Source organism: Psychrobacter sp., assembly GCF_041554015.1.
GTDB lineage: Bacteria > Pseudomonadota > Gammaproteobacteria > Pseudomonadales > Moraxellaceae > Psychrobacter.
Genome location: NZ_JBFFMS010000001.1, coordinates 23377 through 40143, shown reverse-complemented (window position 1 = coordinate 40143; position 16767 = coordinate 23377). Strand labels below are relative to the sequence as shown.

Below are 16767 nucleotides of genomic sequence, written 5' to 3'. Positions count from 1 at the left end.
CATGTTATCTGTTTTTATTATACGCGTATAGCCAAGATGAAGGTATATCTATTATATGAATACGCAAACTAAAGTACGGTGTATGTAATACACCGTACTTTTGATTATAGTAAAACTTTCAAAGACATATAAAGGCAAAGCTTGCTAGGTGCGAACAACCTAGCAAACTTATGGACAAGCGCTCATAAGTGCTTAACGATTTAAGGGATAGGTTGTGATACCTGTACTTGGGCTATCGACACGGGTAAAGCCCTTGGAAGTTGTTTTTGGCGTTTGATCACGTTTGGGGATCAAAGGATTGAGTGGCATGAGTTCATAATCGGCACTGATATCCCCGTTCCAACCTTCAGTACCACTTAATGGCAGCTGTTTGATGGTGCCGTTTTTATCAATGACCAACTGAAGGACGCGCATCTGATTGTATTTACGTTCGGTCACGCTTGCTACTGCACCCCCATCACGAAGGATCGTCGGCTGCAAAAATATGATTAAGTTACTTTTTTGGCTGTTGTCATTGTCCGAGCGGAACAGTCGACCGAAAAGGGGCACATTACCCAAACCCGGTACTTTTTGTTGGCGCGTGGTTGAGTTATCGCGCATCAAGCCACCTAAGGCAATAGTCTGCTGATCATCTGCCAAAATAGTGGTATTGATCAGGCTTTTATTGGTGATAAGACCGCTGGCATTTGCTGTACTGCCCGGTACGACCGAGGAAACCTCCTGCGATACCTCTAAACGTACAGTGCCGTTCGCCCCTATGTGCGGGATGACGTTTAGATTGATACCAATATCTTTGCGATCAATGGTTTGAAAGGGATTGGTCGAGGAGTCACTACCTGTGGTGTAAGAGCCTGTCACAAAGGGTACGTTCTGACCTACTAAGATACTGGCTTTTTCATTGTCCAAGGTCAAAATAGACGGCATGGACAGTAGATTGGCACTGGTAGAGGAATCAAGCGCCTGCAAAATAGCGCCATAAAATTGTGCATTACCCTTGCTGTCTTTACTACTACTGCCAATGCCCAGTAAAGCACCAGCAATAGAGCCTGCTGCCGCGCTTATCCCTGTGCCACCGGCTAAGGCAGCGGTAGCAAGCGACACAGCACTTGCCCCCACGTTATTAAAGTTCACCACGCCATAACCACTATTGGCATTACCGAGCGCCCACTGAACCCCAAGCTGCGTTGCATCATCGCCTGATACCTCAACAATGGCAGCTTGAATCAAGACTTGTGAGCGGCGACTGTCTAACTGATTAACAGCATCTTCAATCTCAAACATCAGCTCAGGCGCAGCATTTACTATGACGGCGTTTTGAGTTTCATCAGCGATAATACTAAAAGGTCGACCACCCGCACCGATACTGGTACCTGCTGAACTGTTATTCGGTAAAGGCATAGTAGCAGTAGCACTACTTCCGATACTATTGCTACCTGCCTTGTTATTAGCAGCACTGGTTATCGGCGATCCTGCAGCAGCAGTATCGCTCAATGACGCTGACTCTAATGTTGACGAAGCGCCGGAACTATTAATAGATTGACTGGCAAGGAGACCGCGCAGCATCTCAGCAATATGTCCGGCACTGGCATATTTTAGGCGGAAGACACGCAGACCACTCAAGCGCCTTGATGGCGTTGTGTCCAGCTGATTGACCATCTCTTTAACTTTGGCAATCATCTCAGGACTGCCTTTAACCAGCAATCTGTCACTTGCCGTATCGGCGATAACCTTGAGCTGATTATTACCAGCTGCTTGCCCGCCACCAGCACTCGCGACCAGCGCGCTGATCAACTCCATCATACGCTCAGCATCGACATGACGTAGTGGTATCACTTGTAAGCTGTCATTGACATTGCTGTCTAAATCACGGATAAGCGCTGTCAACTGGTTTAGGCTATCAGCACGATCAGACAGTACCAGAGCATTGACTCCAGGCACAGCAGCGGCATGGGCAGACGGCGGCATAAGCGGACGAATAACACCCAGTACTTCTGCTGCTTGGGTATTGGTCAGATAAATCACCCGCGTTGCCAAGGTTTCACCGACGCTCTCACCACGTAAATCTACAGCGACACCAGTTTGTTTGGCGACGTTATCTGGCACCAGTTTAATCGTTGTTCCTGAATCGATAGCAGCGATACCATTGACTTGCATCACACTCAAAAACAGCTGATAAATCTCATCACGCGACAACGGCTTGTTTGAGATCACAGTCACATTACCATTGATACGCGGATCAAGGACAAAGTTTTGATTGGTAATCGTCGCCACTTCATTGATAAAAGCTTTGATATCGGCATCTTGTAAATTGACCTTCCAGCTTTCTGCATTTACCAGCCCAGTGCTAGCTGCCCATAATGGTATGGCTAAGCAAAGAGGACGGCATAACCGCATCAAACGCTGCAAGATATGGTACAAAGGGGTGACTGAAAAATGATAAGAACTGACCATATTGATGATTACCTACAGTGATGACGCTTGGTATATACCGAATTCAATAACTATTGAATATAATGGTTACTGGATTTGATAAGTCATGATGCTTTAATGCTTTTAATAATTCATAATTTTAAGTGCTACTAAGTGATATTGACCACCCTATCAGCCAACAAACCTTTACTTTAAGGAAAAGCGTCACTACATTGAATACGCTAAAACTGCTGACGAATGGTTATGACTTGATCGCCGCGCTGTACTTCTATCTGCGCTTCCCCTGACTGCTTCACTTGTTGTAATACGCGAGCATCCTGAGCAGGATTGCTACCAACGCTTTGGCCGTTGACTTTTAGTACTCGATCACCTGATTCTAGTCCCAAGCGATTGCGTATATTAGCAGGCATCGCTGCTGTGACTTGATAGCTATCGCCGCCTGCCATCACACCCATTCTACTCAGATAACTAGCAGGGTTTTCCTGCAATTCAGTTACTGCCTCATCAATTGCTGATGTAGGCGCGCTATCGCTAGGCGCTGCGGCAGCTGCTTGATTGTCCGTATTGCCCAGATCAGGCACAGGGGCAACAGGCGCATTAGGCAACATACTGCTATCTTGCAAGCGCTGGTTACTCACCCCGTTTGCCATCATTGCACTTTGATCAAGTGGCATGGCTTCTGGCATCCGAATCACTGTTTCTTTGTCCATAGTATCGGCGATAACAATCTCGTTCCAAGCAACCGCAACCAAGGTATAATCGCTGTCTTTTAAGGTGTCACCAATGCGGTAATTCTTGACCTCACCGTTAACCTCTAAAAGTGCTGACGACAAGCTCTCTGGGATCGCGAGCAATACCCCCTTTAGCACAATATTGGGCGGCGGCTGCACTACTGCAGCGATAGGATCAGGATCGGCAAAAATTGCAAATAGACTGCTATAATCTGGAGCAGATAAGGCATTATCCTGTAAAGGCACCAGTGGCAATGCTGGCGCTAATGGCGGCGCAAGCAGGAGCCATAAAAGTCGGGCTGCTGTCCAACATAACCAAGTAATTGCCAATAATAGCAGCCAAACGGCAAAGCGGTTACAGATATTGAGCACAGGTTTCAAACTTGTTGGGAGCGTCATCATTCAGCGTGCACCTAGCCCGTTTAGCAGCGGTTGACGCACGCTAACCACAGGGGTATCTTGCGGCGCTTTTCCTTTATATTCAGGCATACTCTCAAGCAGACGCTGGGTCAAGCTGACATCCAACATATTATCGCCATCAAGATACAAGTCACCTAAACGCTTGTCTTGATTATTGACCAGATGAATATGCAGCAGATTGTTATTATTTTTTTGTTCGCTGCTCAGCTCAGCACGCAGCGCTGGTATGGTGAGATAAAATATTTTGCCGCCACTAGGATAGCCAAGCTCGCCGCCAACCCATGTCAGCTGACCTGACGCTTGACGAAAGCCGGCATTATTTTTACTAGCGTTATTATTTGAATCGACATCGTTTGCACCAGATTGTCGCTTAAGCGAGATGTTATTGACCTGAATCGGCGTATTTGGCAATTGCCAATCGACGACACGAGCCAGAGTCTCAGGCGCAATCTTACCACTCATGTCTTTTACTTCCCAAGTATTTGCGCCTATTTTTACCTGCCCATTGAGGCGGGTTTGCTCTGACAAAATATCAATCTCTGCCCCAACCTTACCCAATAATAAATGCCACGGCTGCCACGACCACTCAGCTGCACCGATTAATGGCGCCTCTGATAGCGGTATCTGCCAAATCGCAGCGCCTTGCCATACGTTACCAGACACATGCTGCACATAAGGCGTCTCTGGTGCATATTTTTCTAGTAGCCATGCTGCGGGCATCTGCAAAATAGCAAATAACGCAAATAAAACCAGCCCAATCAACCACCACAGCTTACGGGGACGCTTATGAGACGAGGCAGATACTTGGGGCACGATGGCATAACTCTTATATCAGCTAAAAACGTCATTATCATAGCAAACAATAGCATACAGATGACAGCAAAAAAGCCAGTATCTTTTTACCAAAATAATGGCACAAAGATACTGGCTTTTATTTGCCCATAAAGGGTCGATTGAATCATTCATCAACCCTTTATCTCGTCAATTCTAAATAAAACCGATACATTATATTGCTACGCGGAGCTAATATAAATTTCTCTGGCGTGCTACGTCTATGCCGACGAGTCTGCGTAAAACTTATCCCAGTCTCGCTGTATCGTTTTACTACTGAATTTACTATAGGCAGAGTGTTCATAGCTAGATAAAACAGAAACTGCTTATTAAAAATCAAATAGCAAAATCTTCAAGACGTTGACCGGCCGCTAATGCCTCTACCAACCAAGTTGGTTTACGTCCGCGACCAGTCCATGTTTCTTCGTCGTTAGCAGTATTACGGTATTTAATACTACGTTTCTTTTCTAGTTTCTCGCCCGCTTGTAAAATCTCTTCAATACTGGCATTACTCTCTTCAGCAATTTTTTCAAACTGCGTGTACGCATCATACAAGCGCTGGTGTTGTTTTTGTGCAATAAGCTGCTGTGCATTTTCAGTAATGGCACGTAGCTCATCAACGTTTAAACTATCTAAATCAATAACGTTACTTTTGTTCATAGCCTTTCCCATATTAAAATTAAGGATATAAATAAATACTATTTATACCAAGTAGATATTTATCAAGAATTACCAAATACAGTAATTTTTGACGAATAAATCTTTTAAATATTGATAAACATTTGATTGTTTAATAATAAAAACTGTGTTAATGCTTAAAATCATAAGCAGTGCTAATATAAACAAAAATACTGACAATAACAATGACTTATCGGTATTTTCTCATAAAATCAATAAATACTGGCTCATTCATTAACAATGAATACTGTTAAATAGATCGTTTGACTGATTAATACTTTTATAAATACGCCCTATAATGACGAAATTTTTATGCTGTTATTATCCATACATACAAAAAAGCCTTGCGTTAGCAAGACTCTAATTTTATTTCTCTACTGTATTAATTTACGTATGATTTAAAAAGGAATGTCATCATCTACAGGACCATCTGGCATAGCTGTAGGTTGTGATTGTGCTGGAGTAGGCTTATTAAACTGATTTTGCTGAGCAGGGGCATTTTGATTGTTAAAGCTGTTTTGGTGACCACCCTGTGACGTACCGCCGCCTTGGTTATAGCCACCTTGAGCTGCTTGACTGCCGCCTTGCTGACCATAGCTGTTCTGGCCACCTTGGTTACTAAACCCGCCGCCCTGATTACCGTAGCCGCCTTGGTTACTTTGACCGCCTTGATTGTTGCCACCAAAACCGCCACCGTCACCACTACCGCCCGTCGCACCGTCTAGCATTTGCATTTGCTCAGCGCGAATTTCAGTAATATAACGATCTTGTCCGTTGGGATCTTGATATTTACGGGTACGAAGGCTACCTTCGATATAGACCTTACTGCCTTTACGAAGATACTGCGCCGCGATTTCACCCAAGCGATTAAACAAGGAGATACGATGCCATTCCGTCGCTTCTCTTTTTTCACCGCTTTGCTTGTCTGTCCACTGCTCTGACGTCGCAACCGAAATATTGGTCACGCTACCGCCGTTATTGAATTGACGTGCCTCAGGGTCTGCACCGAGGTTACCGATGATGATAACTTTATTAACACCGCGCATGATATCGTCCTTTTACTTATGAATAATTTTATTATCTGCTTTAATCGAGTCTTTACTATAACGATTCGATATTAGCAGCAATATACTTTTACTTTAACCATTTTTCTGTTAAATATCTAGAGGGCTTTGCGCCAAATGCGACAGCTCTTGTCGCGAGGAATCAGTCAGCTGGGTTTTGTCCAGCTTTAAATAAGCGACCTGCTCTTTTGCCATAACCACCAGCTCATCGACGCCATCTACTGCCAGCATTTGCCGCGACCAATCCTGAATATTGATGTCTTTAGGAATGGTTACGGTGGTACTCGATAAATAAGGCGGCTGCGCAATCGGGATAATCAGCAGTAGCGCCGCGACCATAATGGCGGCCAATATACCCCACGCCAAAAAATTAGGCTGACTTAATAATAAACCGCCCATCGCCCCGCCGACAAAGGCGCCAAAAAACTGACTAGATGAATTAAGCCCCATCGCCGTCGCTTTATTGGCCACTGGCGCACGCTTAGATATCCAAGATGGTATCGTTGCTTCAAGCAAGTTAAAGCCCATAAAGTACAGCAATAAGCCCAATATGATACCCACCCCCATCTGACCACCGAGTGCCAATAAGGCTAAAGCAGCGCTCATCAAGGCAATAGCGCCCAAAAATACTTGACGCATTTTACGCTTCTTTTCGGCGATAATAATAAAGGGTATCGCCACGGCAAAGCCGATAAACAGTAAAGGCAAATAAACTAGCCCTTGCTGACGTACTGACAATCCTAGTACGTCATTAAGCTGATGCGGCAATATAACAAAGATGGCGGTCATGGTCAGATGCAGAGCAAAAATACCGATATGCAAACGGTTTAAATCACCAATTTTTAGTACTGTTGCCAACTGCTGACCGATCGATTTATTGTCAAGATTGTGCTGAAGTACTCGTAATGGTGTCGGCACGAACAATAGCAGTAACATCGCCAAAACCGCAAAGCCTGCCGTCAACCAAAACAATCCCGAAATACCAAGCGAGCCGACCAATAACGGACCAAAAGCAAATGCGAGCATAATGGAGGTGGCAATGGTCAAACCCATCGTCGCCATTGCTTTGGTACGCATCTCTTCACGCGTAACGTCTGCTAATAGCGCCATCAATACCGCCGAAACTGCGCCACTGCCCGCCAGCGCTCGACCAATAATAACCTCGTAAATATCTGTGGCGTTGGCGGCGATGATACCGCCGATGGCAAATAATATCAGACCCAAAAAGATAATCGGCTTACGCGGAAACTTATCAGCAGCAAGGCTCATCGGAATTTGAAAAATGGCTTGCCCTAGCCCATAAATACCGACCGCCAAACCAATCAAAAACGGCGTCGCATGCGTATAATTATCACCATATACAGAAAATACTGGCACAATCATAAACAAGCCAATCATCCGCAAGGCAAAAATACCACCGACCCCGAGGATTGCCCGTTTTTCTACGCTATTCATACTTGCCTCACTGGTTCATCATTGCTGGTATTATTACGACGCTATCAAGGCTTTAGCCTGCAAATTAAGCCCCCTAGTATAAGACATTCGCCGTTTGCTTGCCGAGACTTTTGCCCTTCTGCTTCAGCAGTGTTATAGACGCCGACTTAAGCCATTCATTTTACGCGATAATTTTGTTACTAAGTGCATCTAATGGCTCATTGCACCTTGAATAATGCAGCTACCATGACAATAAAGTAAGACGTTGAACACGCTATTGCTTGAACAAACTTTATAACCAATTTTGTGCTAAAACATTATTGTTCTGCCAAATCTATAACACACCACTCATATTAGTTACCCTTTATTTAGATTACCTTTATCCATTTCAAGTGTTAAAGGTATTGCATAAAAGAGACAACCATTACTATCGCTTTATGAAAACGACATAATGAAAACTGGGCACTTTTATAAAGCCATAGTAATCTAAATAGCAGTTTTAACATCATCCACGTTTTTGATCACTCACTGAACTCATATTAATTGACCCTTTTGAATTTTTTAAAAATACCCTTTAGCAAATAGGAAACCTATCACCGATGGCACATGAGTATATTAAGGTCCGCGGCGCACGTACGCACAATCTAAAAAATATCGATTTAGACATTCCACGAGATAAGTTTGTGGTCATTACTGGTTTATCAGGCTCTGGTAAATCTTCATTAGCATTTGATACCTTATATGCTGAAGGGCAACGTCGTTATGTCGAGAGTTTGTCGGCTTATGCGCGTCAGTTTTTGTCTCAAATGGAAAAACCAGAAGTCGATAGTATCGAGGGCTTATCGCCGGCGATTGCCATCGAGCAAAAATCAACCAATCATAATCCGCGCTCAACAGTCGGTACGATTACCGAGATTTATGACTATCTGCGCCTGCTTTATGCGCGTATCGGTACGCCCTTTTGCCCTGAGCATGGCGAGCCAATGGTCGCGCAGTCGGTGACTGAGATGGTCGATCAAGTGATGGCGTTGCCTGCTGATACCAAAATAATGATACTTGCACCAGTGATTCGCGAGCGTAAAGGCGAGCATACGGTGTTGCTTGAGCAGTTAATTGGTCAAGGCTTTGTGCGCGTGCGCGTCGACGGCGACGTCTACGATACTGATGAGCTACCAACACTCGATAAAAAGAAAAAGCATACCATCGAAGTGGTCGTTGACCGCTTTAAAGTCCGTGATGACTTGGGCAATCGCGTCGCTGAAAGCTTGGAAACCGCATTGCGCTTAGGTCAAGGGTTGGTCACGCTACACTTTATGGACGGCAATCCAAAAGAAGGCGGCGATGCTAATCAAGTGATGTCAGCTAAGCACTCCTGCCCTATCTGTGATCGTGCCGTACCTGAGCTTGAGCCGCGCATGTTCAGTTTTAATAACCCGTATGGCGCGTGCCCAAGCTGTGATGGTCTGGGTAAACGTCAGTATTTCTCTGCCGAAAAGCTGATTACCCATCATGAAAAATCGCTCAATCAAGGGGCGATTAATGGTTGGGATAAGCGTCATGCGTATTACTTCGGTCTGCTGTCAACTGTATGCAATCATTTTAAAATCGATATGGACGCACCGTGGCAAGCGCTGCCAAAGGCGCAGCAAGATATCATCATGCAGGGCTCAGGTAAAGAGAAGCTGACATTTAACTTTACCGATGAGCGCGGTCGTAAAACCAACAAAACCGTACCATTTGAAGGTGTGCTGCCTTATTTAGAGCGCCGTTATGCCAAAACCCAAAGCAATCTGGTCCGTGATGAGCTGGCGAAATACTTAGCCGATACCACTTGTAACGTCTGTGATGGCGCGCGACTCAATGAAATATCACGTAACGTCCGTGTTGACGATCAAACCATTGCTCAAATCGTGAAGCTATCCATCGGTGATGCTGCTGAATATTATAAAACCATTAAAATTGGCGGTCATAAAGGTGAGGTGGCAGAAAAGATCTTTAAAGAGATTAATGAGCGCCTAAACTTCCTCGTCAGTGTCGGGCTTGATTATCTGTCGCTTGCCCGCTCTGCTGAGACGCTATCGGGCGGTGAAGCGCAGCGTATTCGTTTGGCTAGCCAAATCGGTGCTGGTCTGATGGGTGTGATGTATGTCCTCGATGAGCCATCTATTGGTCTACATCAGCGCGATAACGATCGCTTGCTAAAAACTCTAACGCGCTTACGTGATTTGGGCAATACGGTACTGGTCGTCGAGCATGATGAAGATGCGATTCGTCAAGCGGATCACGTTATCGATATCGGTGTCGGCGCGGGTGTCCATGGCGGTCATATCATCGCTCAGGGTACGGTCGATGACATCATGGCCAATAAGGAATCTCTGACTGGACACTATATGTCTGGTAAGAAAAAAATTGAGATTCCAGCCATTCGTCATAAAGCCAAAACGATCGATATGGAAGTTAAAGGTAAAGCCAAGCCCAAACAAGTCCCGATGACCATCGAGCTAAAAGGCGCATCCGGTAATAACTTACATGACGTTGATTTGACGTTGCCAATCGGTATCATGACTTGTATCACGGGTGTTTCGGGTTCTGGTAAATCGACGCTGATTAACCGTACCTTAATGCCACTCGCCGCTACGCAGTTGAACAATGCCTCAACGCTTATTGCCGATAAGCATGACAGCATTAGCGGTCTTGAGCATTTGGATAAAATGGTTGATATCGATCAAAGCCCGATTGGTCGTACGCCGCGCTCAAACCCAGCGACTTATACTGGTGTGTTTACGCCTGTACGTGAGATGTTTGCGCAAACGCAAGAAGCGCGCGCTCGTGGCTATAAAGCTGGTCGCTTTAGCTTTAACGTCAAAGGCGGACGCTGTGAGATGTGTCAAGGTGATGGTCTCATCAAAGTTGAGATGCATTTCTTACCGGATATGTATGTGCCGTGTGATAGCTGTGAAGGCAAGCGCTATAACCGCGAGACTTTGGAGATTCACTATAAAGGTAAAACCATCGCCGACGTCCTAGATATGACCGTTGAAGATGCGACGGAGTTCTTCTCAGCCATTCCAGCGATTTATCGTCGCCTGCAAGCCTTGATGGATGTTGGTCTAAGCTACATTCGTCTTGGACAGTCTGCACCGACGTTATCTGGCGGTGAGGCGCAGCGCGTCAAGCTAGCACGTGAGCTTGCCAAGCGTGATACCGGACAGACGCTCTATATCTTGGATGAGCCAACCACTGGCTTGCACTTCCATGATATTGATAAGCTGCTGCATATCTTGCATGCCCTACGCGATAAAGGTAATACTATCGTGGTTATTGAACACAATCTTGACGTCATCAAAACGGCGGATTGGGTAATTGATTTAGGTCCTGAAGGTGGTAAAGGTGGTGGGATGATCATCGCGGAAGGTACGCCCGAGGAAGTGGCAGAAGTCAAAGGTTCATATACGGGTGAATTCTTGAAGCCGATGCTTAAGCAAGGTATGAAAGAAGTAAGTTAATAGAACCTAGGTAATAATTAATGGAAAGGCTACTCTTTAGGGAGTGGCCTTTTTTGTTAGTTAATAGACTATAATTCACTGAACTACTAAGTCTTCTATATATCAATTTTGAGATTGAGGTTAAAATTAATTTTTTGAGGTTTTAGTATGGATATTAAAAGAACAGAGATTAATCTTAATCTTGAATCATATAAGCATGAAGGACATTTCGTTGAAGTCTCTATTGATCTACTTATTGAGGTTGGAAGTTATATTACTTTATTAGTTAACTTATATGATAATAATGAATTTACATGGAATGATGATCAAGCCGTTATTGGGGGAAACCTTGTAAGACTCTATAAATTAATTTTCGGTGTATTAGACAATGTTTGTGACCAAAAGGGAGAGTTTGTTCAGATTTTCACAAGACTAGCTTTTGAGTGTATTGTAAATACAAGATATTTAATCAAAAACTATGACGAAAAGACAATAATATCTTATAAGCTTAACTCACTTAAAACTGACAAAAGGCTCTACACTGAAATTAAGTCACTTATTGCTGAAAGGAATAATATGGTACTACCAATTGAGCACAGAATGATGTCTTCGATTGAAAACTTGTTCGCAAAGTCAAATATTGATCTTGATATGGATCATAAAACTGAAAGGAACTGGGGTAATAAAAACTTTTTTGAGAAAACTAAATCACTAGGTTTAGATAAATTATATTTGTCTCATTTTTCTATGACTTCGAACGAAATCCATGGAAGTTGGAGCGACTTAATGTTCCATCATTTAGATACTAATAGCGACGGGAAATTCATACCTAATTTTGATTGGGATACTCCAAGGCCTCAACCTTTGACTGCAATAGCATTCCTAGTGCCAACATTACTCATAGAATATCTTGAAAGTTTTTTTGATAATACTCCTAGACAAATACTTACAAAAATTGAAGAGTTGGAGAATAGAGTTTCATTGTTCATAGAGCTACATGAACAATGGCTTAAAAAAAACCAATAGGTTAGTTTCAAGAAAGAAACCCAAGAATTCAATATTAAGCAAAAACATATTGTTAGAGGTCACATAATTCACTCAACATACAAACTATAGAGACTAAAATGGGTCCAGATCCAAGTGATGGCATCATTACTAATATAGATAGAACATTAGGTATCGCCTACGTTCAAGATACATACGAAAATACTTTATTCCATTACGACTTGTCCACATACACAGGTAAGGACATCTTATTAACAGGTACTCAAGTCGCGTACTATAAACTTTATAACGATACCCCAATAGCAGTTGCATTATTCACTATAAAAGAAATGGATAATTCTGAACTGCTTAAGAGCCATGATGAAAAACACCATCATGGCTCTCATTTTAAACAGAGATTTGAAATACCCAAGTATAAATTTTTGTTTTTCGGAATATGTCTTTCATTAGGTGTTATTGCAGGACTGCTCGGATTATTTTAATTTTTACTGTTAAGCTTACGCTGAATGAATAAGGAAATATAGGTGAATTGAGATAGCCAATCAACAATAATATGAGTCTACAATCTACTAGCTAAAAAAACCCTCTCTCAATATTCATCACTCTTGCATCCACCGTACGTTCTAGCTTCTCCTCGATTTGACTGCATTGCGACTCGACCTCACGTTTAGACAGTCCAACGATCACAAACGTCCATTCGCTGGCATCATGCCGATCACGCTCACCGCTTTCACATACTGCGACGCTTGGCGTATTGCCAAAGCGCGCATGCAAGCCGCCCATACGTTGGCGCTTTTCTTTTAACGAGCCACAGCCGGGTAGCGCAAAAGTCAGGGTTAAGATAGCGATATGCATTTTATTCTCCTTGCGACAGTGGTTTACGCTTTATAATAGTAGCAAATAAGCACGGCAAGTTATGCTATCGTTACCCTGCCGTATTGATAGCCTATAACTACTCACCCTGTTTATAGTTTTGTCATTTACAAATCTTACAATAGCCAATATGCGTATCTAATCAATGACTTCTATCAGCTACGTACAGCAGCAGCACATTACTCGATTATGCGTGCGCTGCGGATTACTCCTTATGCAATATGGCGCTGAGTCTGCCGTAGTGGTGGACTTATCCAAACGCTTGGGTCTTGCCTTAGGGATGAACAGCGTAGAATGTTCGCTGAACTTTAATGCCATCACCCTGACCACCATCTGTGATGAGCGCTGTATTACCACCACTCGAGACACGATCAATCAGAACATCAATGTCAATTTATTGGTACAAATCCAGCAAATTATCAATAAAACCGAAGCTGCCATAGATAATAATGCGTTGGTTGACCGCACTACCCTCGCCTTTGATGAATTAGATAATAAGTCAGTGTATCCAACGTGGTTGGTAGGCATATTCGTTGGCGCATCTTGTGCCGCATTTGCTTATCTAAACGGTGGTAGTTGGTCAATTACTGCCGTGACCTTTATCGCAGGTATGGTGGCGATGTTTACCCGTATATATCTGGCCAAGCACCATTTTAATCCCTTTATCACCGTTATCGTGACGGCTTTTATTGCCTCTTTAATTGGCTCATCCACCTATTATTTTGATATCGGTAATAATGCCGATATCGCCGTTGCTTCAAGCGTGCTGTTACTGGTACCAAGCTTTCCTTTGATTAATTCTTTCTCAGATATCCTAAAAGGCTATGTCAATATTGGCGTTGGCCGTGCCGTTTTTACCTATATGCTGACCTTGTCGGCGTGCGTTGGCATTGTGATGGCGCTGGTTTTACTGCAAATACAGCACTGGGGGTTTTAAAATGTGGTTTATTGAAACCGTGGTGCTGTCATGCATTATTACCCTTGGTTGGACGCTGATGTTTAGCGTGCCCAAACGCTATATTTTGCCATGCTTGCTGATGACTGCGTTTGGATTTGGGCTAAAAACAGCGCTGGTCTATCAACATATCCATCTGGTGGTGGCCAGCTTCTTTGGGGCGATGCTTGCCAGCTTTTTGGGTGTATACTTTTCTAAAAAGTATACCCTACCGCCCAAAGCGTTAATCTCGCCAAGCGTTATCTGTATGATGCCAGGTATCGCCGCTTATAAAGCGATGGTCAGTATGGTACAGATTGGCTATTTTGGTTTTTCTGATGAGTTATTTAGCCAAATGATGGTCTATTTGTTTGAAGCCTTATTTGTGACCTCAGGATTGGTATTGGGCCTGTCAATTCCGGGACTATTATTTTATAGGCGGCGTGCCATCGTATAGGTGGTTGTCTACTTTTGCCTAAACGCTTTTATAAACTGATTCTAGTTAGTACAGCCTCATATTCTAAACCTTGTAAGATTAATAATGATACCCATTACAATAGAGTTCAAAATAACAGAATTAAAAAATAATAGACTGCAAAATTGCACCAATACGCATCAATACGTACTGAATAAAGAGACTCAATATGACAAAACATTATGACTATATCGCCATTGGTGGCGGTAGCGGCGGCATCGCTTCAATCAACCGCGCAGCGAGCTATGGTAAAAAATGTGCCATTATCGAAGCCAACCAATTGGGCGGCACTTGCGTAAACTTGGGCTGCGTCCCTAAAAAGGTCATGTGGTACGGCGCACAAGTTGCTGGAGCCATTCAGAAATATGCGCCAGATTATGGCTTTGACGTTGAGCTAAAAGGTTTTGACTTTCAAAAGCTGGTCAATAGTCGCCAACAGTACATCCAAAACATTCATCGCGCTTATGACAATAACTTGGCAAAAAACGGTGTTGAAGTGATTAAAGGCTTTGCCACATTCGTCGATAGCAATACCGTAGAGGTCAATGGCGAGCTGATTACCGCTGACCATATTTTGATTGCCACAGGTGGTCATCCTATCAAGCCTAATATCAAAGGCGCAGAATACGGCATCGACTCTGATGGCTTTTTTGCTTTAAATGAGTTGCCAAAACGTGTCGCTATCGTTGGCGCAGGATATATCGCCGTTGAGATCGCTGGCGTGCTAAATAGCCTTGGCGCAGAGGTGCATCAGTACGTGCGTCAACATTCACCGCTGCGCTCATTTGACCATAGCATCGTTGAAACCTTGCTGATAGAGATGGAGCAAGACGGTATTCAGCTGCATACCAACACCATGCTCACTGAAGTTGTTAAAAATGACGATGGTAGCCTAACTTTATGCACCACAGATGGTGCTCTTGATACCGTAGATTGTTTGATTTGGGCGATTGGTCGCGCGCCTTCTACCGACAATATCAATCTGCAAGTAACTGGGGTTGAGACTACGGATAACGGCAAAATTAAAGTCGACAAGTTTCAAAATACCACTGTTAACGGTATTTATGCGGTCGGCGATATTATCGAAAATAGTGTTGATTTGACACCGGTGGCTATCGCTGCAGGTCGAAGGCTTTCGGAGCGTTTGTTTAATAACAAGCCTAATGAGCATCTAAACTATGAGCTGATACCGACGGTTATCTTTACCCATCCTCCTATCGGCACCATTGGCTTGTCTGAAATCGATGCCGTAAATCAATTTGGTAAAGACAATATCAAATGCTATACCTCCACCTTTACAGATATGTATAGTGCGGTGACTCAGCATCGCCAAAAGTCTATGATGAAGCTGATATGTTTAGGCGAGGAAGAAAAAGTCATCGGCTTACACGGTATCGGCTTTGGCGTCGATGAGATGATTCAAGGCTTTGCAGTGGCCATCAAGATGGGCGCAACCAAGGCTGACTTTGACAATACCATCGCCATTCATCCAACTGGCTCAGAAGAGTTTGTGACTATGCGCTAGTCTTTGATGCGCTAGTCTTTATAGAATGGGCAATATCAGCCATAGCCTTATCTATTACGTAAAAAGGATGCCGTTTGGGCATCCTTTTTTATTATCAGCAATCAATAGAAGCGGTTATTTGTTAGTGCTTATTTACTAGCCCCTATTTATTAGTACTGATTTACTAGCTCTTATTTATGAAAAAGTATCAAAGCCATTAATCTCCCAAAACCCACTCATTATTGAGTTTATAAACCTTAAAATCGGTCTTATTGGTTTGACTATTGCCCGCTATCGTCTGCGTGACATCGGCGCTACAGCGATAGGCGTTTTCACCCTCAATAGCATCACAGTCGATATTCTCAACGCCCTCAAGCGTTGGCATCAGGCTCTCCATCATTGCGCTCATGGTTTTTGCCATCTTGTCATTGCCTGCGTTCGCCTTTGCCACTTCTATTATCTTAGGAGTTTGCTCATATTGTGCTTCAATCAGCGCCTCAACCGTATCGTCAGGAGGCGCATTAGAACATGCGGCAAACAACGGTATAGATACCAGTATGAATGCCCATTTTTTGAAATTTCTCACGTCGTCATCCTGATAGTTTTATAAAATTTAAGGGGCGGATAAATCAGACAGTACAATCGGGATACTGCTATGATGTGCTTAATAATGATGGTTGCGAGATAATCATGTGGCAGGCGTATTTTTTTATATTACCAATCGGGCTTGGCATTTTGACCTTGGTTGTTAGTCTGATATTTTTATTTGCCTATATCACCTCTAATGACAGTGCCACACGCTTGCCAGCCTTTAACTGGTTTAAGCGCTTTATTGTGGCGGCATTTTTACTACTGAGCACAGGACTGTTTATGACTTCCAAATACTTTTGGGGTCAATAAAAT

Annotated in this window: 15 protein-coding genes; 7 read left to right on the top strand and 8 right to left on the bottom strand. The window is 43.5% G+C overall.

All coding sequences use genetic code 11. The features are described 5' to 3' along the window. Positions 1–192 precede the first annotated feature (192 nt). The 6 genes from gspD to ABYU67_RS00150 form a co-directional block, all read right to left on the bottom strand. Positions 193–2451 (bottom strand): type II secretion system secretin GspD, encoded by a 2259-nt coding sequence (gspD, locus tag ABYU67_RS00175; protein ID WP_372842927.1) that lies wholly within the window; start codon positions 2449–2451, stop codon positions 193–195. Between the two features lie 200 nt (positions 2452–2651). Further along, complete coding sequence (locus ABYU67_RS00170) at positions 2652–3563, bottom strand: type II secretion system protein N (protein WP_372842926.1); 912 nt, start codon at positions 3561–3563, stop codon at positions 2652–2654. Continuing rightward, positions 3564–4394 carry a type II secretion system protein N gene (gene gspN, locus ABYU67_RS00165; RefSeq protein WP_372842925.1) on the bottom strand — a complete coding sequence of 277 codons (831 nt, stop codon included), beginning with the start codon at positions 4392–4394 and terminating at the stop codon, positions 3564–3566. Positions 4395–4748: 354 nt separating this feature from the next. Then, complete coding sequence (locus ABYU67_RS00160) at positions 4749–5072, bottom strand: H-NS family nucleoid-associated regulatory protein (protein WP_372842924.1); 324 nt, start codon at positions 5070–5072, stop codon at positions 4749–4751. A 416-nt stretch (positions 5073–5488) separates the two neighbouring features. Further along, on the bottom strand, positions 5489–6136 hold the full coding sequence (gene ssb, locus ABYU67_RS00155; RefSeq protein ID WP_372842923.1) for a single-stranded DNA-binding protein: 648 nt from the start codon (positions 6134–6136) through the stop codon (positions 5489–5491). Positions 6137–6244: 108 nt separating this feature from the next. Next, positions 6245–7609: an MFS transporter gene (locus tag ABYU67_RS00150; protein ID WP_372842922.1), complete on the bottom strand. Its 1365-nt coding sequence runs from the start codon at positions 7607–7609 to the stop codon at positions 6245–6247. Positions 7610–8187: 578 nt separating this feature from the next. On the opposite strand from ABYU67_RS00150, the gene uvrA reads away from it, so the two are divergent. From uvrA to ABYU67_RS00135, 3 genes are all read left to right on the top strand, one after another. Continuing rightward, entirely contained in the window at positions 8188–11094 is a 2907-nt protein-coding gene (uvrA, locus tag ABYU67_RS00145) for an excinuclease ABC subunit UvrA (RefSeq protein WP_372842921.1), read from the top strand. Between the two features lie 147 nt (positions 11095–11241). Next, entirely contained in the window at positions 11242–12099 is an 858-nt protein-coding gene (locus tag ABYU67_RS00140; RefSeq protein ID WP_372842920.1) for a DUF5677 domain-containing protein, read from the top strand. A 98-nt stretch (positions 12100–12197) separates the two neighbouring features. Continuing rightward, positions 12198–12560 carry a hypothetical protein gene (locus ABYU67_RS00135; protein ID WP_372842919.1) on the top strand — a complete coding sequence of 121 codons (363 nt, stop codon included), beginning with the start codon at positions 12198–12200 and terminating at the stop codon, positions 12558–12560. Positions 12561–12651: 91 nt separating this feature from the next. Here the strand turns inward: ABYU67_RS00135 and ABYU67_RS00130 are convergent, their stop codons facing one another. Next, positions 12652–12933: a DUF503 domain-containing protein gene (locus ABYU67_RS00130; protein ID WP_372842918.1), complete on the bottom strand. Its 282-nt coding sequence runs from the start codon at positions 12931–12933 to the stop codon at positions 12652–12654. A gap of 163 nt (positions 12934–13096) precedes the next feature. Here ABYU67_RS00130 and ABYU67_RS00125 point away from each other — a divergent pair, with 163 nt between their 5' ends. The 3 genes from ABYU67_RS00125 to gorA all read left to right on the top strand — a co-directional run bounded on the left by ABYU67_RS00125 (position 13097) and on the right by gorA (position 15885). Further along, positions 13097–13888, top strand: coding sequence for a threonine/serine exporter ThrE family protein (locus tag ABYU67_RS00125; protein WP_372842917.1), 792 nt, complete (start codon positions 13097–13099; stop codon positions 13886–13888). Between the two features lies 1 nt (position 13889). Beyond that, a complete protein-coding gene (locus tag ABYU67_RS00120) occupies positions 13890–14342 on the top strand; it encodes a threonine/serine exporter family protein (protein WP_068037441.1) in 453 nt (150 codons plus the stop codon). Between the two features lie 187 nt (positions 14343–14529). Then, a complete protein-coding gene (gene gorA / locus ABYU67_RS00115) occupies positions 14530–15885 on the top strand; it encodes a glutathione-disulfide reductase (protein ID WP_372842916.1) in 1356 nt (451 codons plus the stop codon). A 196-nt stretch (positions 15886–16081) separates the two neighbouring features. Here the strand turns inward: gorA and ABYU67_RS00110 are convergent, their stop codons facing one another. Continuing rightward, entirely contained in the window at positions 16082–16450 is a 369-nt protein-coding gene (locus ABYU67_RS00110; protein WP_372842915.1) for a hypothetical protein, read from the bottom strand. Positions 16451–16554: 104 nt separating this feature from the next. Between ABYU67_RS00110 and ABYU67_RS00105 the strand changes: the two genes are divergently transcribed. Then, the gene (locus ABYU67_RS00105; protein WP_372842914.1) at positions 16555–16764 is read left to right on the top strand and encodes a hypothetical protein; all 210 of its coding nucleotides are present in this window, start codon (positions 16555–16557) and stop codon (positions 16762–16764) included. Positions 16765–16767 lie beyond the last annotated feature (3 nt).

What these genes read in the sequence shown, in the direction of transcription:
- gspD (WP_372842927.1), bottom strand. Translation starts at nt 2,451, where the DNA reads ATGGTCAGTTCTTATCATTTTTCAGTCACCCCTTTGTACCATATCTTG.
- ABYU67_RS00170 (WP_372842926.1), bottom strand. Translation starts at nt 3,563, where the DNA reads ATGATGACGCTCCCAACAAGTTTGAAACCTGTGCTCAATATCTGTAAC.
- ABYU67_RS00160 (WP_372842924.1), bottom strand. Translation starts at nt 5,072, where the DNA reads ATGAACAAAAGTAACGTTATTGATTTAGATAGTTTAAACGTTGATGAG.
- ssb (WP_372842923.1), bottom strand. Translation starts at nt 6,136, where the DNA reads ATGCGCGGTGTTAATAAAGTTATCATCATCGGTAACCTCGGTGCAGAC.
- ABYU67_RS00150 (WP_372842922.1), bottom strand. Translation starts at nt 7,609, where the DNA reads ATGAATAGCGTAGAAAAACGGGCAATCCTCGGGGTCGGTGGTATTTTT.
- uvrA (WP_372842921.1), top strand. Translation starts at nt 8,188, where the DNA reads ATGGCACATGAGTATATTAAGGTCCGCGGCGCACGTACGCACAATCTA.
- ABYU67_RS00140 (WP_372842920.1), top strand. Translation starts at nt 11,242, where the DNA reads ATGGATATTAAAAGAACAGAGATTAATCTTAATCTTGAATCATATAAG.
- ABYU67_RS00135 (WP_372842919.1), top strand. Translation starts at nt 12,198, where the DNA reads ATGGGTCCAGATCCAAGTGATGGCATCATTACTAATATAGATAGAACA.
- ABYU67_RS00130 (WP_372842918.1), bottom strand. Translation starts at nt 12,933, where the DNA reads ATGCATATCGCTATCTTAACCCTGACTTTTGCGCTACCCGGCTGTGGC.
- ABYU67_RS00125 (WP_372842917.1), top strand. Translation starts at nt 13,097, where the DNA reads ATGACTTCTATCAGCTACGTACAGCAGCAGCACATTACTCGATTATGC.
- ABYU67_RS00120 (WP_068037441.1), top strand. Translation starts at nt 13,890, where the DNA reads ATGTGGTTTATTGAAACCGTGGTGCTGTCATGCATTATTACCCTTGGT.
- gorA (WP_372842916.1), top strand. Translation starts at nt 14,530, where the DNA reads ATGACAAAACATTATGACTATATCGCCATTGGTGGCGGTAGCGGCGGC.
- ABYU67_RS00105 (WP_372842914.1), top strand. Translation starts at nt 16,555, where the DNA reads ATGTGGCAGGCGTATTTTTTTATATTACCAATCGGGCTTGGCATTTTG.